The following is a 22,700-nucleotide window of genomic DNA, read 5'->3' as shown; positions in this document are numbered from 1 at the left end:
GGGGAGGTACCTCCGGGCGGTGGCGGATGAGGGGCTGGGCGTCACGGCCGGCGGCGTGCTCGTGGCGGAGCCGTGGAGGTGGCGGGGGCGGGCGAACTGGTGTGTGCCGGAGCTGCGCTCCCGTGCGGGGACCGGGACCGTGCCGTCTGGGCGCGACGGCCGTGCAGCGGCGTGGTCTTGGCGGATGCCTCGCGTTCGCGGTCCAGCCGACGAGCCGCGGTGCGGTACGCGCTCTGGTCCTGGCGTTCGCCGACCGCCAGGAGATAGATCTCCCGGCGGTGCTGTGAGGATGACGGAGCGTCGCGGTACTGGACGACCATGCGCCAGCAGGTCTCCGGATCGACGTAGATCTTGTGGCAACCCGCGAGCTCGCGGGTCAGCGCCGCGCCGCGTTCGTTGCCGTGGACCAGGTGCTGCAGCTCCAGCAGGGCCAGGTCGCGGATGCTCTCCGGGACCGAGCGCAGGTCGGCCAGGGCCTCGGGGTGCGCCGCGAAGGCGTAGCGCGCCCGGCTCACCGCGCACCCAGGCGAGGGCGCGGTACGGCGAGGAGTACGGGGCGAGGAGCGACGACAGGCGCTGCGGGGACCGCGAGGCCGGTGGTTCCGGCGAGCGGGTGCGGGCAGCCTGAGCGCCGCTCGACCGCCTCGGTGGCTGCTTCGAAGCCGTCGAGCCGGTAGTCCGGCATCGGAGGTTCGTACGTGTCGGCCATGTCAGGCTCCCGCGGGCTCGGGCGAGGCCAGGAGCCGGTGGCTGGGGCGGGTCGGGCTGGTGGTGCATGCGCCGAAGGGGCCGTCGGGAGATCGGAGTTGGAGCAGGGTCGGGTCGAGGTGGTCGCGGTGCCACGTCGAGGGGCCGGTGAGCCCGGCCTCGACGTCGGTGAGCTGTTGCCAGGCCAGCCACAGGGCATGCAGGCGGGCGACGGCCTCGGGGTGCTCTTGCCACTGCCGGCACCAGGGGCGTCCGGTGGTGATCTCCCGCCCGTAGACCGGAAGCAGCAGGTCGTGCACCCAACCCGTCAGCGCCGCAACCTCCTCGACGTATGCCTTGCCGGCGAGCGCCAGGATGAAGATCGAAGCGGGACCTTGCGGCGAGCCGTCCGGCTCGGCCTCCGCCGATGCGGCGACCGAGCCCTCGTCGTCACCGTGCTCGACCCCGGTACCCTCGTCCTCATCCGAAGGCGGGAGATCGTCGGTGAGCCGGGCGAGCGTCTCGCCCTGTTTGCGGCTCTCCGTGACCAGCCTCGCGACCGTGGAGACCAGGTCGTCCAGATCGTGGTCCGGCACGCGTATCGGCTCGCTCCCCTGAGCTGATTCGGTCATCGCTGCCCCTTCGCAGGATCGGGTGGTTGGGGTGGCGAGGATCCGGAGAAATCCGGGTTTGGCCCGGCCGGGAATCCGGTGTAGGAACCGCCGTTCACCGCGAACGGTGATGGCAGCAGAGCGGGACGGGAGGAGCGAGGATCTCCAGTGCTTGAGCGGCCTGCTGCGGCACAACACCGTTGCCCAAAGCAGCCAGTTGGGCGGGACGACCCAGTCCCGGCGTCGCCGTCACCCAGCCGGGATCAAGTCCCTGCATCCACTCCACGAACAGCGGACTGAGACGCCCCGCCTCGTCGGTGGGCAGGGGTGCCGGGCCCGTGACCCGCTCCCACCGGGAGATGGCCGCCGCGTAAGGACCCCACGTCTGGGGCCGTCCGCCTCGAACAGCGCCGGTGCCGGCGTCGTACGCGTCCTGGAGCGGGCCACCGTGTGCCGTCCGGTCGTGGGCGCGGACTCCGTGTCCGGGGCATGCCGCAAGCGGGCTGCCGCCGAGGGCAAGGTCAAGTCCCCGTTGCCGTGGCGTTGGTTCGGGGATCCCTTGGGCCCGTCGGACGCCTTCGGCGTCGGCAGCAGCCACTCCACCTCGTCCGCCAGGTTCGGGCCGTGCCCGCCAGCCTTCCGCTTGACCGGATGCTGACTGCCGCCGTTCGTCGCCAGGTTGCTCGTCGGCGTTTTCAGCAGCGGCGGTCCGCCAGGAGGGCCAGGCGGCGAGGAAGACCCGCTCGCGGCGGTGCGGGGCTCCGACATCAGAGGCGCGAAGCACACACCAGCGCGCATCGAACCCGAGGTCGGCCAGGGAGCCGAGTACGGCACCGAGTGCGCGCACAGCAGGCTGGCCTGCGGTGTCTCCCAGACACCACGGGCAGGGTTCCACGTCGCCAGGGGAACCGGCGGGGGAGGTGAGGAGTCCTCGGACATTCTCGATGACCACCATGCATGGATTGAGGGATTCGATGGCGCGGACGATGTGCAACCACAGGCCGGACTGGGTGCCATCAGCCAGTCCGGCGCGACGACCGGCGACCGAGACGTCTTTGACAGGGGAACCCGGCCGTCAAGACACACACCTCCGGGACATCGGCCCAGTTCACGGCCGTGATGTCGCCGAGGTTCGGCACGCCCGGCCAGTGTCGGGACAGGATCCGGGCCGGACCCGGATCGACCTCGGCATGCCAGGTGACCGTTCCGCCGAGGACGGCCTGGACACCGAGATCCAGACCGCCGTACCCGGAGCACAGACTCCCGATCGACGGCTCGGGCGCGGGGAGCCTGGCCTTGGCCGGGACGTCGTAGATCGAATTCGATGGGCGTGCCGAGTGGCTCAGTGCGGCGAGGACGCGAGGTGGGGTGCCGCCGAGACGGTCCATGTCGGAGCGGGGCTTCTCGAACTCTCGGGCTTCTGCGTACAGCTCGTCCTTCTCCGGGACCGCGTGGCCGGTGTGGTCGGTCATGAAGGACTCCGATGGTTGTGTCGGTCGGGAAGTGGGGCGCAGGAGGCCGGGACCGGTGCCGAGGGGGTCGCTGTGGCCGCGAGGCGGCTGCGGGCTCGGGCGGCGTCGATGCGGGCGGCGGGTGGTGTCGCACCGGATCGGCTGGTCGGCTGCCGCGGCGTGGGTTCTGTTTCGTGGGCGAGGCGCAGGCGGCGGCGTACGTCGTCCAGCGGGCCGAGCGCGTGTAGGGCGTAGCCGATGAGCTGGCCGGGTGCGAGCGCGTCGCGGTCGGCCAGGGCTTCTACCTGTCGGGCCGCCTGGGCGGCCGTCCGGACGAGAGAGGCTTGGACGACCTGCTCGCCGAAGTGATCGGCGGCCAGGCCCACGAGCGGATCGCACACCCGTCGTACGCGCTCGGCGTCGAGCGTCCCGTCGACCAGAGCACCGCGACGCTGGACTTCCCAGAGCACGGTCAGCTCGTCGATCGGCTCGCCGCGATGGTGCAGGGACCCCAGCGCACGGTAGATCTGCTGGTGGCCCGGGTCGGCGAAGTCACCGGGGCGAAGCCATCGCACCAGGTCGAGCAACTGCTCGGGGCGGGAAGCGAGACGGCCGAGCAGGAGTTCCTCGTCGGCGTGGACCTGCTCGCCCACCGGCTGAGGGTGCTCGGCCTGGGGCGCGTACGCGGCAGGCGGCTTCACGGGCCGAGCGTCGGCGCCCCAGCCGCGGGCCAGTTCGGCGAGTACGTCCGTCAGGACTTGAGCGTGGTGCAGCGTCTCTTCCGCCGCGCCGGTCCGGCCGTCGTTGAGCGCGGCCTGGTGGAGGCGGGCGGCGTGTTGGGCGACGCTGCGGTGGATTGCCCCTTCCAGCACCATCCGTCCGTACACCGGGGCGTGGTCGGGGCGCGGGCACGCCGATACGAGGGTGTGCAGATGCGAGGCGGTGAGCCCGCGGGTCCGCGTACTTGCCTCCCGCAGGGTGTCGTTCACCCAGGCGAGCGGGACCGGGTCGCCGGCCGTCGTGGCCGCCGCTGGGTGACCGTCGGCTTTGAGCTTGAGCATCGTGGCGTAGATCGCCGCGTGCGCGGGACCGGAGAAGTGCTCAGGTCGCAGCCAGGGTGAGAGCCGGTCGAGCTGGCGGGGCTCCAGGAAGATCGCGCCCAGTACGGCCTGCTCGGCGTGGACGAGTGGGTTCACTGTCGTGCCTCGGCCTTGCTCTGGGCGCGGATCTCGGCGACGACACGGTCGGCTGCGGCCAGGTCGGTTGCGAAGCGGTCCAGCTCATCTGTGAAGACGGGGTCCGAGGCGGGCACGGACCCGGATGCGGACACGAGCCACCAGTCGGTGCCGCGCCGTACGACGGGTGCGTCGGCGAGGCGTTCGGAACGGCGGACCAAGGCCCAGGACGGGGCGGGGTGGGACATGGGAGTACCTCAAGAAGACGAGGGCGAAGGCCCGGGAATACGAGGCGGATGGGGCGTGCTTTATCGCGTCTCGTCAGCCGGGGGTCTGGCGGCACCTGGGTCATGCGGCCGGACCGAAGTCGTCGCGACACAGGTTCTTGGCTAGCGCTCGCTTGGTGATCGCCGCGGTCTCCTTGGCGGACGCGGCAGCATGCCGGTCGGCGTCCGGCTCCTTGTACCAGGGCTTGAGGTCGAGGAGTGCGGGGCGGATGCCGGTGGCCAACAGGAGGGCGGAGCCCTTGGGCAGAGCGCGGATCGCGTCAGCCGGCAGCACGCGTTCCTGACGCATGGAGACCGACGTGGACTTGCCTGACTCGCTGGTGGACACCGAGACCGTGCGGACGTCGTGATCGCCCACCAGGCGGCTGAGCTTGTCCGCGAAGTCGGCGTCGTCGATGCCCGAGCCGATGAGCTTGATCGTCGCGGCGGACCACAGGGCGTCCATCCCGGCCTCGCCCCAGACCCGGACGCCCTGGCGGTAGGACTGCAGGATCGTGATCGGGATGACGCCCCGGGAGCCGAGGTGCGAGTACAGATCCGGCAGATCGGCGATCTTGCACACGTTGGCGGCCTCGTCGAGGATCGCGAGCAGCGGAGCGTCGAGCCGCCCGCCGTCGCGCTCCGCCTGGATGACAGCCGCGCGCATCACCGCGTCAGCAGCGGCGGCGATGATCGCCGAGGCCGAGCCTCCACCATCCTTCGACAGCAGGAACAGGGTGTCCTTGCTGGTGGCGAACGTCTCCGGCTTGAACTCGCGGATCTTGCCGAGGCCGCTGGGCGGCGTGACCCAGGCGGCGATCGCCGGATCGAGCAGGCAGCTGGCGTACTGGCGGGCGGTCTCGAAGATGCCGTCGCGGGTCTCGACAGCGCCGGCCACGGTGCCCTGGAGCTGGGCGGCAACCGCGTCGAGTCCGGCGTCCTGGAGCACGTCGATGGGAGTGCGGTCGGCCGGGGAGGCGAGCCAGGCCAGGACGTCGGTGATCGGCCGCCGGTCGCGGGCGGCGGCGAGGAACAGTGCGGTGAGTGTATTCGCGGCGGCGGTGGACCAGAAGTCGCCCGCGTTCGACACGTCCACGGAGGCGGTCACGAAGTGCCCGGCCAAGCGGCGGGCCCCGGCGAGATCGCGGGCGTCGGCCAGGATGTCCCACCACATCGTCCGGGGTGCGTGGGCGATCTGCTGCGGATCGAGCGTCCACACCGTGCCGGCCTCGCCGCGGGCTGCGAGCGTGGCGGTGTAGGCGTCACGCGCAGCCTTGTTGGAGGTCAGCAGCACGGGTCCGGGCGCGCGCAGGATCGCCGGGATCGCCAGACCGGAGGTCTTGCCGGACCGGGGCGCCATGATCGCCAGGATCACGTCCTCCCACGAGGAGCGGACCTCGCGTGCGCCGGGCGAGAGCGTGCCGAGCAGAACGCCGCGGTCGTCGGGTGCGACGTTCTTGGGCTTGGTGCCCTTGAGGCTGGGGCGCAGGTCGGTCGCCTTGGCCGCGATCTTCTTCGGCATCAGGTCGGCCAGATCGCGCTGGTCGGCCAGCCCCTTGAGGTTGCCGCGCAGACGCAGCCACACCTTCACACCGATCAGCGCGGCGGCCAGAAGGACGAGTGCGGGCAGGACGTAGCAGGCGCCGACGAGGACGGGCTGCGGGAGGTGCGGCCAGACTTCACGGGGATGCTGCAGCGCCGTGGTCGGCCCGTATGGGGCCCAAGGGCCGGAGTTGATGAGGGCGTTGGCGCTGTTGGCAAACAGCCAAGCCAAAGTCCCGGCACCCATGCCGAGGGCGGCGACGGACAGCATCAGGTACAGCAGGAAGTCGGTGCCGGTGGTGGTCGAGGGTGTGCTGGTACGTGCAGGAGACAAAGCGCGGTCCCGTTACATGGTGCGAGCTGGACGGTGTGCTGAGGGCGGGTTCTTCTGGCGATCACGAGTGGGCCTCCTGGCGGCTGTGGCGGGTGGAAGAGGAGGGGAGCTGAGGGCACGGCCGGGCCGCGTTGTCCGGGTACGCCGGTGGGGGTGGGGTGGTGGTCAGCGCGTCCGGTTCGGCCTGGGCGTGGGCGGCGGAACGGCAGTGGACGCCTCGGGCGTGGTGGTGGTCGTTCCCGTGCGCCTGGTGGCTGGGGCGGTCGCGTAGTAGTTGGCGACCTGTGTTTGCCAGCTCGGCTTCGTCGGCCGATCGAGTTCCCGTAGCTGGCCGGAGGCTTCGCGGAGGTCCTCGCCGAGGGAGGTGAGCGTAGCGGCGGCTTCCGCGAAGTCGTACGAAAGGTCCCAACCGGCGTCGGTCTCGGATGCCTTGGCCTGCTCGGCGGCGGCTTCGAAGAACTCGCTGAGGCGGACGAGCACGCCGTCGTTGGGATCGAGGACGTGCTGGGTGAGATCGGCGGCGGTCTCATACGTCTCGGCGCCGTTGAGTTCGTCGGTCAGCTGCAGGATCTGCTGGCCCTGGGCGTGCTTGCCCTGGGGGTCGGAGGGCGTGGTGAGAGCGCCGACGCGCAGATCGGGGCCGAGGCCGACGCGGTAGCCGGCGGTGGTGAGCATATGGGCTGCCTGACTGGCCATCTGGTTTTCGCAGACCTCGCCCATGTCCCAGGGCAGGCGGTACCAGAAGGATAGGGGCGTCGTCTCGATGACGAAGCCCGCCCGCTTGAGGAGAGCGACGGCGAGTTCGTCTCCGCCTTCGGCGGTGACATCGCCGGTCGGGTGGCGTGTGATGACGACGTCGGGCGGGGTGGGCATCGTGGGGGTTCCGTTCAGAAGTGGGGGTTCTCGGTCGGCCGGTCGCCCGCGGATGCGGCCTCCAGCAGTTCGGGCAGGTCCGCTGGGTCGGCGTCGCGCTGGTCGATCCACCAGCCGGCACGGGTCAGGGGCCGGGCGGAGTCTTCGACGGCCGCCCACTCCGCCTCGCTCGTCGTTCCTTCGACGACGAGCGCGGTGTATGCGGCGGAGACGAGCTGGTGGCGACAGCGCGTGGCCCAGGCGACCGCGCGGTCGGCGCCGTCCAGCGGGGGCATGCGGTACTGCTCGGACCACGCCTCGGCCTCGGCCTGCTCGGTCGCCCTCTGCTTCGCGAGCCATTCAGCCTTGGCCTCGGTGTCTTCCTCACGGGAGGCCCGCCAGCAGTCGGTGCTTATCTGCACTTCACTCGGATGGGTGCGTATCGGCGTGGTCATGGGGCTCCCTGGCTGCGTCAGTCTCCGCGGATGTCGTTTCGACGTGAGTTCGGGAGTCACTCAAGGCGCCTTGTCGTGATCAACGTCGATAAGAATTGATGTCACTGGGCGGCTGCGGCAGCCCGTCAGGGCTGCCGCAGCGCGAGGGGACGCGAGCATGCGCATCGGTCGGGTCCGCGGGCCCGAGCATGATGAGAGCCGGTCTCAATCTCGGTCGGCTGGGATCAGGTTGTGTTCCCAGGTGAGCAGGTCGTAGGTCCGGCCCTTGTCAGTGACGGTCTCGTGGGGCGAGTTAGATTGGCGGAAGCCAGCAGATCGTGCGACGGCGATGCTGGGGTGATTGTCCAGTTCGATCTCCAGGGTCACTCTCGGCAGACCGGCAGTTGTGTGGGCGAAGTCGGTCATCATTCGGAGAGAGCGTGCTGCGAGCCCTTGACCGCGGTGAGTGGCGCCGACGATGTAGCCGATGCCGCCGGTAGTCCGATTGAGCAGGATTTCTCCCAGTGCCTGGCGTCCATCGGTGGTGATGGCCAGGTGGATCCGGTTGTTGTCCCGCCGAGCTCGTTGTGCGCTGTGCAGGTATCGCACTGCGGCGGCCTGGTCGAACGGTGACTCTAAAGGGGTCCGGTATGCGACATCGGGGTCGTCAAACAGCTCTTGCATGACGGCGAGATCGTCACTTGTCCATTCACGAAGCAACAGGCCGTCAGTGAAGAGCCGGAGGGGATGCGTGTCCATGACGACATCATGCTGGTCGTCGGGTGGCCCCTCCTGTGCGGCGCCCTGGTTCAGTTGGTGACGGCCTTGTCGGCCAGGGCTCCTGCGGTGCGTGGGGTGGGGATCCCGAGGTCGACGGTGGGGCGTTGGGTTCGGCGTTGGGTGTCGTCGCGCTTGGCGCGGAGGAGCTGGAGGGTGAGGTCGAGCCCTTCGAGCTCACCGGCCCAGCCCTCGGCTTGGGCGCGGGCTCTGCGGGTGATGAGGTCGGCTTCCAGGTCGTCAAGCCGGCTGATCATCTTCGGGCTGACCTGGAGCATCGGACAGCGGATGCACGCGTGTTCATGCTGGCAGGGGGTGCCGTAAGGGCGCCCGCATGCGCCGAGTTCGACCTTGCGCTTGTCGAAGTGCTCTTCGAACTCGTCCCACTCGTCGCTGGTGACGTCGCGGTATTCGTGGTCGGGGCGGAGCTGGCGGCGTTCGTTGAGGTGGGCGAGGTAGTGGCGGATGACGTCTTCGTCGAACACAGCGACGTAGCCGCGGGTGGTCTGGATGTTGAGGTGGCCGAGCAGGGTGGCGCCGATGTGGATGGGCAGTCCGCTGTTGACGAGCTCGGTGGTGAAGATGCGGCGGAAGTCGTGCGGGGTGAACTTGACTGAGCGGAACGCGCGATGGTGTTCAGCGAGGTCCGTGCAGCGTCGTGCGAGTATGTGGAGGACCGTCACGGGACTGATCACGCTGCGGGTGGAGCCGATCTTGCGCTGGAACAGGAACGGCATCGGCGGGCTCCAGACCTTGTCGTGCGGGTCGAAGCGCCGCAGGATCGGGACCGGGCTGCCGTCGCGAGTGTGCCGTCGGATGACGGACGCGATGACGTGGAACAGTTCGGCGGACATCGGGATGACGCGCTCGCGGTCGGTCTTGGACGGGCTGATGACCAGGAGGGCGACCATCTCGCCGTTGTTGCGCTGGTAGTGGCGGATGCTGAGGTGGCTGACCTCGCACATCTCCTCGATGCGGGCACCTGAGTGACGCAGGGTTTCGACTGCGGCCCAGTCCCAGAAGGCTGTCTCTTCTTCTGCTTCGATCTGGACCAGCTGCCCGGTGTCGTCCCGGACGCGGACGGGTGTGCGGTGGCCGCCGCGGGCGAGTGTGCGGTCTTCTTCGGTCAGGACGCGGCGGTAGGTGCGGCCTCCGTGGGTGAAGGGCGTGTCGGTGGCGGCTGCTGAGGCGTGTTCCAGGAGGGTGCGGGTGTGGTCGTAGCGCTCCTCGACGTGTCGGACGAGGATAGGTAGGAGTGGTTGGCGCAGACGGGTTCGGTCGGCGGACCGCTCGTTGATCCGGCGGCGGCGCTTGGCCAGTCCGCGTAGTTCGCTGGGCGGGACAGGGCATGAGGCGACCCAGGGAGCCCAGCGTTCGGGTTCGTCGGCGGCCCAGGTGTGCAGGTCGTAGTAGAAGCTGCGGACGGCGATGACGATGGTGTCGACACCGATACGGGGCTTGCCGTCGAGGCGGACGGCGATCTGCCGGCGCCAGGCGCTGTAGAGGTCGGCCGGAATGTGCAGGTCGGCTTGCCCGGGGTTGATCTCCTCGATGCGGACCCAGAAGTGGTGGGCGACGTTGCGGACGAGGTGGACCAGGGAGGCGTAGTCGGTGTCGGACTTGCGGCGGTGGAAGTAGTCGAGCAGGAGCCGGCGGACGCTCTGGTTGCGGATGGTGTGGCGGTCGACGAGTTCCTCGAGAGTGAGCTGGCCGCGGTGTAGGGCCTGACGCAGGGTGGCGGGTGTGCTGGGTGCGAAGTGGCCCATGGCGTGCAGGACGTTCCAGGCAGCATGCCCGGCGAACACGTTGGCGTCCTTCTTGCCGGGCCGCAGAACAGCCTTTGCCGTGCGTGAGGCGTGGGCGTGGTGGAGCAGGGCCGCCGGGGTGAGGTCGGCGAAGCCGATGCCCTGGACCGCGAGCAGGCAACACACGTCGAAGAGCGCTTCGCGCTTGTGGGGCCAGGAGAAGTCATGGTGAGCGACCTGGGCGGCGTACTTCTCCAGCAGGGGGTCGTTCTGGGCAGCGATGAACTGGGCGGGGAATCCGTTGAAGTTGTGCTTCTTCATCACCAACAGCGTCGGCTGGACGATGCGGAGGCAGAACAGAGCCCTGACGCCGACGCTGTACTTCTGCCCGGTCCGGTTGGTGCCCAGGTCAGCGGCGGTGATCTCGCCGCGGCCCAGCGGGCTGGCATCCCAGCGCTGTTGCCAGGTGTTGCCCTCGAACCCGCCCAGGTAGGCCAGGACGCGCCGGGTGGAGGCCCGGTGCTGTTCGGCGGTCCGCGCGGAGGCTGCCGGCGAGGCGTCGTGCGCGAGCTGGCCGATGAGCAGTGGCGTGGCGGTGGACAGATCCCCGAAGGGGCGCGGCACGGTGGTCGCCAAGGCCGGTTGGGCCTCGATCTGGCTGGAGGCGGAGGCCGGTTCGTCGCCGGTGTGGGTGTGGCGGCGGCTGACTCCGGTGGTGGGACGGGCGAGGTCAGGCACCGAACACCGCCTCGATGTCCGCTGCGGCGTAGTCCGCGGGGTAGTGCCGGGCCGGTCGGGGCGTGGCGTAGTGCTCGGTGAGTTTGTCGAAGAGTTCCTCGATGTGGACGGACAGATAGCGGTTGGTGGTCTGGATGTCGGCGTGCCGCATGATCGTCTGGACCTCGGGGAGCGTGAGTTTCCCGCCGTTGGCCATGCGGTAGGCGGCGGTGTGCCGTAGATCGTGCAGGGACCAGTTCGTTCCCAGCAGGGTGTTCGCCCGCTGCATGACTCGGCGCATGGCCCAGTAGGTCAGCGGACGGTCGGGGCCTCGGCGGGCCCTCCAGAGGGGTCCGCCATCGGCGGGTGTGCCGGCCGCGTCGAGGTAGAGGGCCAGGCGGAACAGGCCCTGCGGGGAGACCGGGACCGCTTCCCTGGCCCGGGTGCCCTTGGTGATCACATAGATCCGCTGGCCGGACCAGTCGATGTCGCCGACGGTGATGCCGAGGAGTTCCTTGGCGCGTGCGCCGCTGGCGACGAAGATCTCCAGCAGTGCCCGGTCCCGGTCGCAGTTCATCGCGGTGAACAGTTCGTCCCACAGCCGGTCGGGAATCGACCGCGGCGACCGGTCGGACACTCGCTGCCGCAGCCGGGCCCGGCCCACCACCGGCGTAGGTTCCAGCGGACTGCGGTGCCCCAGCGCGCGGCGCCGCTGAGCCGAGTGCGGCACCGGGTTGACGACCGGGCCGCGGCCCTGATGCGCGTGGAACTCGTAGAACCCGCTGATCACCGTCAGAGCGTGATTGATGGTGCGTGGCGCGTACCCGGCGCCCAGGGATGCCTTGCCCGTGCGGAGATTGACCGTCCCGGCCACCGGAGCATCGGCCCGGTGCCGCTGACGCTGCGGGTTGGCGGCCGAGCGCAGCCAACCCGTCAGCACCGCGACCTCCGACTCCGTCGCCCGCTCCCACCCGGTGCCCAGCAGCCACAGCAGGCGGAACCACCGCAGCATCCCGTAGCCGTAGCTGCGGCAGGTCAGCGGGCTGGAATCCCCAAGCGCCAGGTCCCGCAGAAACGCGGTGACCGGCTCGACCTCGGCCCCCGTCGCATCGAGCATCGCGTACGGCGGATGTGCCCGGTTCACCTCCACCACTCGTCCAAGGCGAGGGATGGCCCCGCGGCCCTCCATCAACTCATCGCGTACACCCATCACTTGCTCCTTGATCGCGGCCTGTTACGCAGTGACCAACGAGGCGAGGATGGTGCAGTTAACAGAGCAGTCACGGTCGGCGAGCCAGCGGGCGTACCCGGCACGCCGGTCGGCGGGACGGTCGGAGAGGTCGGCTTCGTTGGTGTGGCCACAGGCGTGGTCGATGGTCCAGAGCTTCTTCACAGCGATGCGACGGACTCCTTGAGCGTCGAGGAAAGGGGGATCAGCGGGTGCGACTTGGGCTGGCTGAGGCGTCCTGGGGACGCGGCACTGCGTCGTTGCCCTGATGCTTCGGGGAGGTAGCCGGGCGGTTGGGGGACGACGCCACGGCGACGCGCGCTCGTGCGGTGTTCGTGACCCGGAGCCACTCCTGCCGATCCCGCAACGACACCTCGGCCAGGGGCGGGGCGTTCTCGGGAGTCGCCTCCGGCATTACGGCCAGTTCGACCTGGGCGCCGTCGAGTTGGTCACCGAGAAAGGCGACGTGATGAGCGATGTTGCGCAGGTGAAGGCCCAGCTCGTGACCATTGGACGTGCCAAGCTGCTCGCACCAGGCGGCGGCCGTGTCGATGAACTCCTCCAGGTCGGGCACGACACCGTGGTGTTCGTCGAGGATCTCGCCCAGGACCTCGGAGACGTCCGCCGCGCGGCGCAGATCGTGCAGTTGCCCGGTCAACGCGGTCAAAGACTGGCCGGGTTGGGGCGCCCGCGCCGGGACTCCGTTCGGAGTCGGGACCGGTGGCGGAATCATGATCCTGGGATCGGCTGCGACGGAGTAACCGGCATCGTGGAATTCGCGGGTCGCGCTGGCCACGGTACGCACCGCCGTGTTGTGAGGAGTGCCGACTGGCAGCAGGTAGACGTCGAGGTGCCGGCTGTGGCGGAAGTGGTGCTTGCGCAGGACTTCGTCCAGGAACGGGCGGTCGTCCGCGACGGCGGCGGCCACCCCGAAGTCGGGGTGCATTCCGAAGGTGACGTCCGGTTCGACTTGCAGAGTCATCGCGAGGGCTCCTTGGTGTGTGCGGTTGAGCAGGCGTGGACCGGCTGCGGGGTGGTGGGAACTGGGCGGTACTCGACTGCGGCGGCGGGATGTCGCGCCGACACTCGTCGGCTCGCCTCCGGTGTACCGAACGGGTCTGTAACCATGTGGGTTTGGCCGTGTGCGGTGTTGGCCTGGGCGGTGTCGGCATAGAGCTGGGCGAGGCGGCGCAGGCTGCGGCGGATCATGCGCTTCATGTGCATGGACGTGACTTCCTGTATGGGGGCGGAGACGGGGAGTCGAGACGATGCGTCGGCTCCCCAGGAGGGCCTTGATCGCGAACGGACCACTCAGGCATGCATCCGGGCGTCGGTATCGAACAGCTCGTGCTCGTCCGGGTGGAGCAGATGTTGAGTGATGAACGACCGGCCTGCGACCTTCCACAGACCGCGCCCCTTGGTGAGGGCGGAGACGGCCTGGGTCTCGACTCCGGTGAGGCCCAGCAGGGCAGTCGCGGAAGCGAGTTGGTCGGCTTCCTGGCGGTAGATGATGCGGGTGGAGCAGTCGGTGAGCAGGCCCTCGGCCAGTGCGCGGCCCCGGGAGCCGGCGTCGCCCGCGGTGAGCAGGTCGCTGAGGCGGTGGATGACCATCATGTTGGCGATGCCGAGCCCTCGGCTGAGCTTCCACTGGCTCTGCATGCGTTCCAGCAGAGCGACGTGCCGCATCACGCGCCATGCCTCGTCGTAGATCACCCAGCGCCGTCCGCCGGTGGGGTCGGCGAGCGCGGACTCCATCCACGCGGAGGCGCAGGTCATCGCAAGGACGAGTGCGGTGTCGTCGCCGGCACCGCCGAGCCTGGACAGGTCGATGGAGAGCATCGGCGCGGCCGGATCGAAGGCCACGGTGCTCGAAGCGTCGAACATGTCAGCCAGGTCGCCGTGCACGAGGCGCCGCAGCGCGTGGGCCAGGTCCTCGGCCGCAAGGCCCAGGCGTCCGGACAGGTCACCGAGTGCGGCGTCGAGCCGCTCGGGGGAGCCCAGCACGTACGCCACGTCACCGAGCAGCGGGGTGGTCCCGGCTGCTTCGGCGCGTACGACTGCCTGGTCGAGTGCCACGTCCAGGGCGGTGTGCTCCATCGGGTGCAGGTCACGCCGCAGAACCGTCTTCGCGAGCGAGCCGAGCAGAAGCAGGCGCCGCTTGCGGACCTCGCCCGCCCAGTCCTCCTCGCTGACGCCGAACGGCCTGGCGGGGGCATCCAGAGGGTTCAACCGACCGGGAAGGCCGGGACCGAGGGCGATGGTCTGCCCGCCCAACGCCTGGGCTACGACGGTCCATTCGCCCTTGGGGTCGCAGGGCACGTAGATGCGGTAGCCGAAGGCCACGGCGCGCACGGCGAGCGACTTGGCCAGGGCGGACTTGCCCATGCCGATGATCCCGGCGAGCAGGATGTTCGGGTTCGTGAAGCCGTCGAGCCGCCCGTACAGCGCGAACGGGTCGTAGGTGAAGGCGGCCTCCGCGTGCACGTCGCGGCCCACGTAGATGCCCTGGGCGCCCAGGCCGCCCTCGGCGAGGAAGGGGTAGGCGCCGGACGCGGTGGCGGTGGTCATCCGGTGGGCGGGGAGCTTGAGACGGCCGCCACGGGCGGAGGCAGGACCGGGGCGCCCGGTGGACGGGTAGGTGGCGCGCAACTCGCGGTCGATGCCGGTCTCGGCACCGCGGGCTTCTGGCCGGGCCGCGTGGCGGGCCTTGTTGCGGGCGGCGGCGAACTGGTCGCGTGCGGTGCGGGCGGTGCGGTGGTCGGTCTTGCGGGGGACGAACAGCGGGCTGGCGCTGGCGCGGGTGGTTCGGGTGGGCATGGCGGTGGTGCTCCGGTGGTCAGTGGCGGGTGAGGCCGGTGAAGGGGTCGCGCAGGTCGGCCGGGGTGTGGTCACGGCGGACGCGGGCGGCGGTGGCGAGGTGGCGCTGGCACACGGTGAGGTCGGGGGCGCCCTCGGGAAGACGGGCCCGGCACTCCTCACGGGAAGGGAGGCGGCCGGTGAGTCGCTGCGGGGCGGCGTGGTACGCGGCGTGGAGTTGCTCGGCTGCCTGCCACAGCCGGACGCGGCAGGCCCTCAGGCGGTCGCCTTCGACGGTGGCCACGGGGGAGGTACGCGCGGTGTGCGCGTCCAGCAGCCCGTACAGGGCGACCAGGTGGGCGTGCAGGGTGTCCAGTTCGGTGCGGCTCGCGGCGACCGGGGCGACGGGCATGTTGATGGCCCGGTGGAAGTCGAGCGCGGCGGTGGCGAACGGGACGAAGTCCGTGGCCAGTTCGGGAAGGGGCTCGGTTGGCATGGGGTGCCCTTCGGTAGAGCGCGGTCGGTGGTGCTGGGCTGCGCTACGGGCGGGCGAGCGGCAGAGCGGCGTTGGTGAAGGCTTCGGCCTGCTGCCAGGTCAGCAGACGCAGGTCGACGAGGGCGGCGACGGCCGCGGTCTCGATGGCGGCGCAGGCGGCGTTGAGGTCCTCGCTGGTGTCCGCGCTCACGGTGAGCAGTCCGGTGAGTGCGACGTCGGAGTGCCCGGCGATGAGCTGGCGCTCGCGCTGCTTGATGTCGGCGTACTCGACCGAGTCCTCCTCGGAGTCGACCTGGCCCTTGCGGGCCCGCTCGGTGGCGTCCGCGATCACGGTGGCCTTCTTGCGCTGTACGTCCTTGAGGGCGGCGTCCAGTCCCTTGGGTTCGTAGGTCAGCGAGAGGGTGCGGCGCACGCCGGCGGTGAACAGGAGCTGGTGGAGGAAGCCGGGGTTGGTCTCGATGCGCGGCCAGTTCTCGATCCAGAACGTGGCGTGATGGGCCGAGTCGGTCTGGATACGGTCCGCCTTCTCGACCAGGACGACCGGCCCGGCGGCAGCGGGATCGGCCTGCGGACGGTCCGAGTCGGACCACCGGTCGAGGGCGGCCGACGCCTTGGGGTCGTAGGCGGTGCGGACCACGGCGGCGATCTCACGCGCGGACAGCCAACCACCAGGCATGAGGCCGGAAGTACGGGCGGACTGGTCGAAGGTCGAGGCGAGCTGGGCCAGGACGGCGAAGGCTCCCGTGAGCCCGCCGCCCGCCTGGTTGATCAGGCGCCGGGCCGCCTTGAGATCGAGAGCGAGGGCGACGTACGCCTCGTGGGGTGCGGCGGCCGGTCCGGCGGCTGCCAGCAGATCGCTGTAGAGCGGTCCGGCGAGCGCGGTCTGGGTGTTGCCGTGCTCGTGCCAGTAGCGGTTGAGAGCGTCGCCGGAGTCGGGGATGGTGCGCTCCAGGACCTGGACGCGGGCGATGTGCCCGGTGCGCGAGAGCGCGGCCAGGGTGCGACCCCAGCCGGAGACGTTGCCGCTCTGGGTGACGGGGTCGAGCAGGGCGAAGGCACGCGAGGAGACCTTCACCACGGCGGTGAGGGTGCCGTGGTGCGGATCGTGTACCGCGCCGAGGCGGCCGTCCGGCGAGGTGATCACCCGCAGGGACGCGCCCGTGCCGGGCAAGTGGAGCAGGCCCTCCCGCTGCGGCCGGGTGGACGGCCGGGCGAGCCAGATCAGCTGGCCCCGGAAGCGCCGGAGCGCGTATCGGGCTGCGATCGGCGCCCAGTCGGCCAGCGCGCGCCCGCGGTGACGGACGAGGACAGCCGCGAGGACAAGGGCCCACAACGGTACGAGCTTGAGCGCTCCGCTCACGCCGGAGGTGAGCAACACCCCGAGCAGGAGCAGGCCGCAGACAGCGACGACGATCAGTTGAGGGGTCGAGAGACCGAGCAGCACGCCCCGGCGCGAGCGGTGAGGGAACCTGACGGTGGGCGGACCATCGGGGTGCGGAGTGTCGGAGAGCATGGCGAAGCCGTCCTTGGAGCGTGAAGAGAAGGAAGAAGAGATAGACGGGGCAGGTCGGGCGGGGTCTCGGCCCGCCCCGTCAGCTGCGGGCTACGAGCCCGATCGATCCGCTGTTCCGGGATAGACCAACCGCTGCGGGGTGGCACCGCCCTGTGGAGGCGGACCGCTGCGCTGTCGTGTCGGCGGCCCCAGGTGCGTTGCCTGCGGGGGTGAGACCGAGGCGCCCTTGCCCTGTGGAGGCGGACCGCTCCGCCGCGGTGCCGGCGGGTCCAGGTGCGTGACCTGCGGCGGCGCGACCGAGGCGCCCTGTGACGTCGGCTCGGAGACCGCCGGCGCCGAGTCGGCCCCCTGGCTCTCGCTGGGGCGTCGGATGAGCGGGACTCCGCGGTCGCCGTCTGTCGGAGGACGACGGATCAACGCCCGCCCCTTGTCACCGGTCGCGCCCGGGTCCTCGCCGAAGCGGAAGTGGGTCTGCTTCGGCTTGGCATCACCGCCGGATCCGCCGGTCGGATCGATCCCGGAGGCGACGCCGCCCCAGCCCTGGCCCGGCACCTTCGCCGGCCCCTGCGGAGCCCGCATCCCCGTGCCGGCCTGGACCGCCAGCTGTCCCGCTGTCTTCGCCGCACCGGCCGTCACCGCCATCCCCGCAACGCCCGTACGGTGCAGGTCGCCATGGCCCGATCCGTCGGCAGCCCAGTGCACGAACCGGTAGGTCGCGTACGGGCACAGCATCACCAGCACCATCACGACGATGCCCGCCATGGCATCCGCCAGAGCGCTGAGCCCGTCGGAAGCGTCGGTCTTGCCCATGGCCGAAACGCCCAGCAGGAACACGATCGTCATCAACAGCTTGCTGACGACCAGGGTCGCAGTCGCCTCGATCCAGCCACGCCGCCAGCGCCGGGCAACCTCCCAGCCGCCACCGGCCCCGGCGAACACGGCCAGCGTCACCAGGATCAGGATGCCGACCTTGCGGGCGACCATCACAGCCCAGTACAGGAACGCCCCGACAGCGCAGCCGAGGCCGACCATGGCGGGGATCGTCCAGCCCAACGCGTACATCGGACCCAGGCTGTTGACCTCGATGATGCGGCGGACGGCGTCGTCCACCGAACTGTTCGCCGCCTTGAACAAGCCGGCACTGAGCGCGTCGACCACGGTCAGCGCGACGGTGGTGCAGGCGATGGCGGCGAAGGCGAACAGGACCCCGGCCACGGTGCCGTACAGCGCCTGAACGAGAGCGCGTTCGTCCCGGCGCCAAGCGGCGCGGGTGAGCTGCAGACAGAAGGTGCCGACGGTGAGGACGAGTCCGATGGGCAGGATCAGTTCGTAGTTGCTCCGGAACCATTCGGCGTTCAGGTCGATGGCCGTGGTCTTGTCGACGGCCTTCGAGGCCAGATCCGCCGCGGCCTGGGCCAACTCGCCCATCGATTTGGCGATCCAGGCGCCGATGCCGTCGGTGACCGCCTCGCCGGTGGACCCGACGACGCCACCGATGGTGTTACAGACCGTCTGCATCACAGGCAGGTCGCAAGCCCCCATGAGGGCACCTCCTTTCGGGAGTTGGTGGTGATCACGGCGCCACGTTCGGCAGCACGCCGACGAGGGCGCAGTCGCGGTGGGGGCGGCACTGGACGGCGAGGGTCGTGGAGCGCGACTCTGCTCCGGCGCCCGAGCCCTTCCAGGTGATGGACTGCTTGCCGGTGACCGTGACGGCGTAGGCGTATGCCTCGGTGATCGCGCCGGGGTCCTGGGCCAGGGCGGTCTTGAACGCCTGTGGGAAGTGGCCCTCACCGACTGTGGCGCTGGCGTGCTGCCCGTTGTCGCGCATCCGTGACCACAGCACCGCGCTGGGCACCTGGTCCGTGACCGACTTCCAGTCGGCGTACTTCTTCTCCTCGGTCATCCATCGCTTGAGGCCGGCCAGGTGCTCGGCCTGTGAGAAGGACCGGGTGTCGTAGGTCCACAGGACCTTGGTGGCGGCCTTGGCGAACTCGATCGGATCGGACGTCCTGGGCGGCGCGGCCACGGCCTCCCTGGCGTGAGCTTCAGCAGCCGGGGAGGGAGACGCCGAGGAGGACGCTGGCGCGGGGGCGGCCTTCGCCGGGGCCGGGTTCTCCGTACGAGTGAAATACGCGACCAGACCGGCGACGGCCAGCAGAACAGCGAGGACGATGCCCCCGATCAAGGCGCGACGCAGAACAGAGGACGGGGCCCGGTACGTCCGCTCCCTGGCGGAAGGGAAACGTTGTTTCGGCATCAGTGAACCTGCGTCCCCATCGCCGAGAAGAACGCGACGATGCCGTTGGCCGCGCCGAGCAACAGAGCGCAGCCAGCGGCGACGACCGTGCCCTTCTTACCGTTCGCCTCCGCCTGGTGGCCGCCGCTGTGGTGGCCCCAGGCCCAAACGAGGGCGGAGACGGCGAGGGCACCGACCGCGGCGATGATGCCGAACAGGTTGATGCTGCCCATGACCTTCTTGAGGACGTCGAGGCCGGGCAGGCCGCCCTCGCTCGGCGTGATGCCGGGGTTGTACGCCAGGATCTGGGCGTGCTGAACGAGTTTCACTGGGACTCCTGTGTGATTTTGGGCCAGTGAAGGCCCGGAAGAGGCGGAGCGGTAGGGGAGCGGAAAAGCCGGTCAGACGATCCGGCGGGCGGCGACGACGTTCGGACGCCACTCGGCGAGGGTCGAGATCTTGACCACGTCACCGGTACGCGGCGCATGCAGGATCAGGCCGTCACCGATGAACATCCCGACGTGCTCCGGGACTTCGGCCGTGCCGCGAGTGAAGAGGAGATCGCCCGGCTTGAGAGCATCGACACTGACTGCCTTGCCCTCCTTGACCTGCGTGTACGTGGTCCGGGAGATCGAGATGCCACCAGCCTTGTACGACGCCTGCATCAGCGACGAGCAGTCACAGCGGCCCATCGGGTCCTGGCCGTGCGGATCGGCGCACGCGCCACCCCACTGATACGGAGTGCCGAGCTGACCGAGACCCCAACGGATCGCCGTACGGATCGACTTGGGCGCATCGACCGGGATCTCGTAGCCCCTGGGGACGGAGCCGACGGGAATCGGACCGAACTTGGCCCCGTCCTCACCCGTGGCACACCCGCCAGGCGACGAATCCGTCTGCTCACCCTTGTCGCTCTTGCTGAAACTCGACTCCGGTGACAGTGACTCGGCGAGGGCCTTCTGGAGAGCTGTGGCCAGCGACTCCCACTTGGCGTAGGCGTCGGGGAAGCCGCTCTTCTGGACCGCCTGCGCGGCCTGCGCGACGGTCATGGACTGCCAGCCCGATACCTTCAGCAGCGCCTCGTAGAACGTCGTCGAGGCGTGCACCGGATCACGGATTTGCTGGGACGTTCCCCAGCCCTGGCTGGGTCGCTGCTGGAAGAGACCGAGCGAGTCCCGGTCGCCGTAGTCCAGATTCCGCAGCCCCGACTCCTGCAGGGCCGTGGCCAGAGCAACGATCTGTCCCCGAGCCGGCACCTTCATCGCGACGCCGGTGGCCTGGATCGTCATGGCGTTCGGGATCTGTTCCGCGGGATCGCCCAGCTCTGGGACCGACACCGTGGCTTTGCTGCCGCCCTCGAAGATCGACTCGACCTGCTCGGCGACCGCTGCGTAATCCACCGCCTCGCTGCCCGTGCAGGCAGCCTGGGCGCTGCTCGCACCAGCCAGAGCTACTGCCAGTGGGGCGATCAGCAGCAGCGGGCCTAGAGCCACGGCGCCGACTATCGCCGCCCCCACCTTCACGGTCGCGAGCCGTCCGCCGTGCGGCGGGTGCAGGAGCCGGACTCCGGGGAAGGGCGCGCCTGGGCATGCTGCATCAGCAGCTCCTTACTCGTAGGCAGTGCAGCACCAGCGTTCTCGTCGAAAAGGTCACTGGAACCGCATTGGTCGGGAATTCACATCACCCGAGATCACGGAATGGAGGGTCCAGAGGTCGGGAGCGACTAACTCCCGACCTCTGAGAACCCCGTTAACGGAGAACGGCAGCCAGCCGCGCTCGTAATCTCACACGCCACACAGAAAATCTCACCGGCCGAAATGTCAGGCAGCTTCACGAGTGCTGCCCGCGCCGCCACTTGGACGAGGCAACGCGCATCAGCACAGCTCAACAGCGCAGGAGCTGAGTCCCGTCCGTCGAACACGGCGAGACTGTAGAGACGAACTCCGGCCACACCAAACGACACCTTGCCTGACAGTCGGGCCCCGTCACATGGAGGCCGTGCATCAGTAGGTGCGGCCGGAAAAGGCGGTTACCCTCCAACCCGTCGCTCTCCCCAGGAGGTTGCTTCTGCGGCCTCCGGGAGCGACTCACGCCGACGTGTGCAGAATTCCGCGAGTACGGAATAAGGCGCACGACCATCCCCGCGGAAAGAGAGAACCGCACAATGCCGTTCACCCTTCACCGAGGCGACGCGCTGACCGCCCTCGCCGACATACCCGACAACAGCGTGGATGCCGTCATCACCGACCCGCCCTACAACAGCGGCGGCCGAACCAGCAGCGAACGAACAGGCCGCAGCGCCCGCGCGAAGTACACCTCGGGCGACACCGAACACGACCTCGCCAACTTCCCCGGCGAGAACCGTGACCAGCGTTCGTACGGCTACTGGCTGACCCTCCTTCTCACGGAGTCCTACCGGGCAACCGTCGAGTCGGGCGCAGCGCTCGTCTTCACCGACTGGAGGCAACTGCCCACCACAACAGACGCATTGCAGGCCGCAGGCTGGACCTGGCGCGGTGTCGCAGCGTGGCACAAGCCGGTCTCACGACCGCAGAAGGGACGGCTCAAGCAGTCCTGCGAGTACATCGTCTGGGGCACCAAGGGCCTGGTCGACTCCGACCGGAACCCCGTCTACCTGCCTGGTCTCTACACCGCGAGCCAGCCGAGGAAGGGCCGCATGCACATCACGCAGAAGCCCGTGGAAGTGATGCAGGAGCTGGTGAAGATCTGCCCACCGGGCGGCACGGTCCTCGACCCCTTCGCCGGCTCCGGCACGACCGGCGTCGCCGCCCTGCGCGAAGGCCGCAGGTTCATCGGCGTCGAACTCTCCGAGCACTACGCCGACATCGCCGAGCAGCGGCTGCGAAGCGCGCTGACCCAGGACGACTTCGAACTCGCCGGACCTGAGGAGTGAGGGCGAGCACCCCGCACAGCGGGCGCAGAACGCAGAGAAGGGCGGTTGTTCCACCACAGTGTGGAACAACCGCCCTTCTCACGTACGGGAAGTTACCCAGCATCGATGCTTCGCTGAATGAGATCGGTAACCCGCACGAGGTCCTCACGACGGCACCGCACACCTCCGAGGCAGAACCAAAGCACGGTTCACCACCACGCTCTCAGTGACGTCGAACAAAGCCCAGGGCGGACGCTGACGGTAGCCCCCGGTTGTCGGCGAGAATTCGGGTGCGTTGCTCAGGGACCGTCCGTCCCCTGCGGGCATGGACGCCGTGGTCACCCGCTGGGGACCATCCCCGCGGGCGCGGGGAGCAGCCGTTGACCGAGGAGAAGCGTCCGTCGATCCAAGGACCATCCCCGCGGCGCGGGGAACAGGAGTGGTTCGAGGGAGACGCCGACCCCGAGGCGGGACCATCCCCGCGGGCGCGGGGAGCAGCCGATACGCAAGTACTTCCGGGCTGCCCGCCTGCCCGGTCACTCGATTCGTTGTGGCGGTACGAGACAGGTGAGCTGACGCTACCGCTTCTCCCCGCGCTTCAAGGACCTCGAAGACCAGCAGTTCTGGAAGGACGGCTCGGAACGACAGCCAGCCAGGTACGTGTCGCGATCGCAACCCCTTCCATGCGGCAGGTCCCCGAGCTGGCACAAGGCTACTGAGTGTGCCTGTCAATCGGGGATTCGAGCTGGCAGTACGTGGGAGATGTACTGGTGGCCGCCGACGCCTTGGTGGCCTGTACTCCAGGGGTGAGCAGTTGCCTGACAGGTAGTGGGCCGGTATCGCCATGAACAGATGGCCTCTGGAGGCGCCAGGACGACGGCTGCGGGAACCAGGGGCACGTCGGCGCCGAGGTCAATGGGAGCAGTCGGGCATACGGCGAGAGC

Annotated in this window: 23 protein-coding genes; 1 reads left to right on the top strand and 22 read right to left on the bottom strand. The window is 69.6% G+C overall.

Annotation, left to right across the window (positions count from 1 at the left end; all coding sequences use genetic code 11):
• Positions 1 to 41: 41 nt before the first annotated feature.
• The 22 genes from NGF19_RS07780 to NGF19_RS07675 form a co-directional block, all read right to left on the bottom strand.
• Complete coding sequence (locus tag NGF19_RS07780) at positions 42 to 515, bottom strand: type II toxin-antitoxin system RelE family toxin (protein ID WP_252423384.1); 474 nt, start codon at positions 513 to 515, stop codon at positions 42 to 44.
• On the bottom strand, positions 512 to 709 hold the full coding sequence (locus NGF19_RS07775; protein WP_252423382.1) for a hypothetical protein: 198 nt from the start codon (positions 707 to 709) through the stop codon (positions 512 to 514). Before NGF19_RS07775 ends, NGF19_RS07780 begins: the two co-directional genes overlap by 4 nt.
• 1 nt (position 710) lies before the next feature.
• Positions 711 to 1,319, bottom strand: a complete 609-nt coding sequence (locus tag NGF19_RS07770) for a DUF4913 domain-containing protein (protein WP_252423380.1) — start codon at positions 1,317 to 1,319, stop codon at positions 711 to 713.
• A 94-nt stretch (positions 1,320 to 1,413) separates the two neighbouring features.
• Complete coding sequence (locus tag NGF19_RS07765; protein WP_252423856.1) at positions 1,414 to 2,322, bottom strand: DNA cytosine methyltransferase; 909 nt, start codon at positions 2,320 to 2,322, stop codon at positions 1,414 to 1,416.
• The gene (locus NGF19_RS07760; RefSeq protein ID WP_252423378.1) at positions 2,315 to 2,770 is read right to left on the bottom strand and encodes a DNA cytosine methyltransferase; all 456 of its coding nucleotides are present in this window, start codon (positions 2,768 to 2,770) and stop codon (positions 2,315 to 2,317) included. The genes NGF19_RS07765 and NGF19_RS07760 overlap by 8 nt, the downstream gene beginning before the upstream one ends.
• On the bottom strand, positions 2,767 to 3,945 hold the full coding sequence (locus NGF19_RS07755; RefSeq protein ID WP_252423376.1) for a DnaB-like helicase N-terminal domain-containing protein: 1,179 nt from the start codon (positions 3,943 to 3,945) through the stop codon (positions 2,767 to 2,769). Before NGF19_RS07755 ends, NGF19_RS07760 begins: the two co-directional genes overlap by 4 nt.
• Entirely contained in the window at positions 3,942 to 4,172 is a 231-nt protein-coding gene (locus NGF19_RS07750; RefSeq protein ID WP_252423373.1) for a hypothetical protein, read from the bottom strand. The genes NGF19_RS07755 and NGF19_RS07750 overlap by 4 nt, the downstream gene beginning before the upstream one ends.
• Before the next feature lie 100 nt (positions 4,173 to 4,272).
• Positions 4,273 to 6,066 (bottom strand): type IV secretory system conjugative DNA transfer family protein, encoded by a 1,794-nt coding sequence (locus NGF19_RS07745; RefSeq protein WP_252423371.1) that lies wholly within the window; start codon positions 6,064 to 6,066, stop codon positions 4,273 to 4,275.
• Positions 6,067 to 6,231: 165 nt separating this feature from the next.
• Entirely contained in the window at positions 6,232 to 6,939 is a 708-nt protein-coding gene (locus tag NGF19_RS07740; RefSeq protein ID WP_252423360.1) for a hypothetical protein, read from the bottom strand.
• Between the two features lie 14 nt (positions 6,940 to 6,953).
• Positions 6,954 to 7,373 (bottom strand): hypothetical protein, encoded by a 420-nt coding sequence (locus NGF19_RS07735; protein ID WP_252423358.1) that lies wholly within the window; start codon positions 7,371 to 7,373, stop codon positions 6,954 to 6,956.
• A gap of 204 nt (positions 7,374 to 7,577) precedes the next feature.
• Complete coding sequence (locus NGF19_RS07730; RefSeq protein ID WP_252423356.1) at positions 7,578 to 8,111, bottom strand: GNAT family N-acetyltransferase; 534 nt, start codon at positions 8,109 to 8,111, stop codon at positions 7,578 to 7,580.
• A 50-nt stretch (positions 8,112 to 8,161) separates the two neighbouring features.
• Positions 8,162 to 10,612 carry a tyrosine-type recombinase/integrase gene (locus NGF19_RS07725; protein WP_252423354.1) on the bottom strand — a complete coding sequence of 817 codons (2,451 nt, stop codon included), beginning with the start codon at positions 10,610 to 10,612 and terminating at the stop codon, positions 8,162 to 8,164.
• On the bottom strand, positions 10,605 to 11,801 hold the full coding sequence (locus NGF19_RS07720; protein ID WP_252423352.1) for a tyrosine-type recombinase/integrase: 1,197 nt from the start codon (positions 11,799 to 11,801) through the stop codon (positions 10,605 to 10,607). Before NGF19_RS07720 ends, NGF19_RS07725 begins: the two co-directional genes overlap by 8 nt.
• Positions 11,802 to 11,825: 24 nt before the next feature.
• Positions 11,826 to 11,984, bottom strand: coding sequence for a hypothetical protein (locus tag NGF19_RS07715; RefSeq protein ID WP_252423350.1), 159 nt, complete (start codon positions 11,982 to 11,984; stop codon positions 11,826 to 11,828).
• Positions 11,985 to 12,024: 40 nt separating this feature from the next.
• Entirely contained in the window at positions 12,025 to 12,801 is a 777-nt protein-coding gene (locus tag NGF19_RS07710) for a hypothetical protein (RefSeq protein WP_252423348.1), read from the bottom strand.
• A gap of 329 nt (positions 12,802 to 13,130) precedes the next feature.
• Positions 13,131 to 14,636, bottom strand: coding sequence for a putative type IV secretion/conjugal transfer ATPase (locus NGF19_RS07705; RefSeq protein ID WP_252423346.1), 1,506 nt, complete (start codon positions 14,634 to 14,636; stop codon positions 13,131 to 13,133).
• A 19-nt stretch (positions 14,637 to 14,655) separates the two neighbouring features.
• Positions 14,656 to 15,111 carry a DUF6238 family protein gene (locus NGF19_RS07700; RefSeq protein ID WP_252423343.1) on the bottom strand — a complete coding sequence of 152 codons (456 nt, stop codon included), beginning with the start codon at positions 15,109 to 15,111 and terminating at the stop codon, positions 14,656 to 14,658.
• Positions 15,112 to 15,154: 43 nt separating this feature from the next.
• Positions 15,155 to 16,624 carry an SCO6880 family protein gene (locus NGF19_RS07695; protein WP_252423341.1) on the bottom strand — a complete coding sequence of 490 codons (1,470 nt, stop codon included), beginning with the start codon at positions 16,622 to 16,624 and terminating at the stop codon, positions 15,155 to 15,157.
• Between the two features lie 90 nt (positions 16,625 to 16,714).
• Positions 16,715 to 18,166: an SCO6881 family protein gene (locus NGF19_RS07690; protein WP_252423338.1), complete on the bottom strand. Its 1,452-nt coding sequence runs from the start codon at positions 18,164 to 18,166 to the stop codon at positions 16,715 to 16,717.
• Positions 18,167 to 18,197: 31 nt separating this feature from the next.
• Positions 18,198 to 18,884 carry a hypothetical protein gene (locus NGF19_RS07685; protein WP_252423336.1) on the bottom strand — a complete coding sequence of 229 codons (687 nt, stop codon included), beginning with the start codon at positions 18,882 to 18,884 and terminating at the stop codon, positions 18,198 to 18,200.
• A complete protein-coding gene (locus NGF19_RS07680) occupies positions 18,884 to 19,192 on the bottom strand; it encodes a DUF6112 family protein (protein WP_252423334.1) in 309 nt (102 codons plus the stop codon). The genes NGF19_RS07685 and NGF19_RS07680 overlap by 1 nt, the downstream gene beginning before the upstream one ends.
• Positions 19,193 to 19,264: 72 nt before the next feature.
• Positions 19,265 to 20,386, bottom strand: coding sequence for a C40 family peptidase (locus tag NGF19_RS07675; protein ID WP_252423332.1), 1,122 nt, complete (start codon positions 20,384 to 20,386; stop codon positions 19,265 to 19,267).
• Between the two features lie 641 nt (positions 20,387 to 21,027).
• On the opposite strand from NGF19_RS07675, the gene NGF19_RS07670 reads away from it, so the two are divergent.
• Positions 21,028 to 21,777 (top strand): DNA-methyltransferase, encoded by a 750-nt coding sequence (locus tag NGF19_RS07670; protein ID WP_252423322.1) that lies wholly within the window; start codon positions 21,028 to 21,030, stop codon positions 21,775 to 21,777.
• Positions 21,778 to 22,700: the final 923 nt, after the last annotated feature.

This window comes from Streptomyces macrolidinus (assembly GCF_023887685.1).
Taxonomy (GTDB): domain Bacteria; phylum Actinomycetota; class Actinomycetes; order Streptomycetales; family Streptomycetaceae; genus Streptomyces; species Streptomyces macrolidinus.
This window is presented reverse-complemented; position numbering and strand designations above follow the sequence as displayed.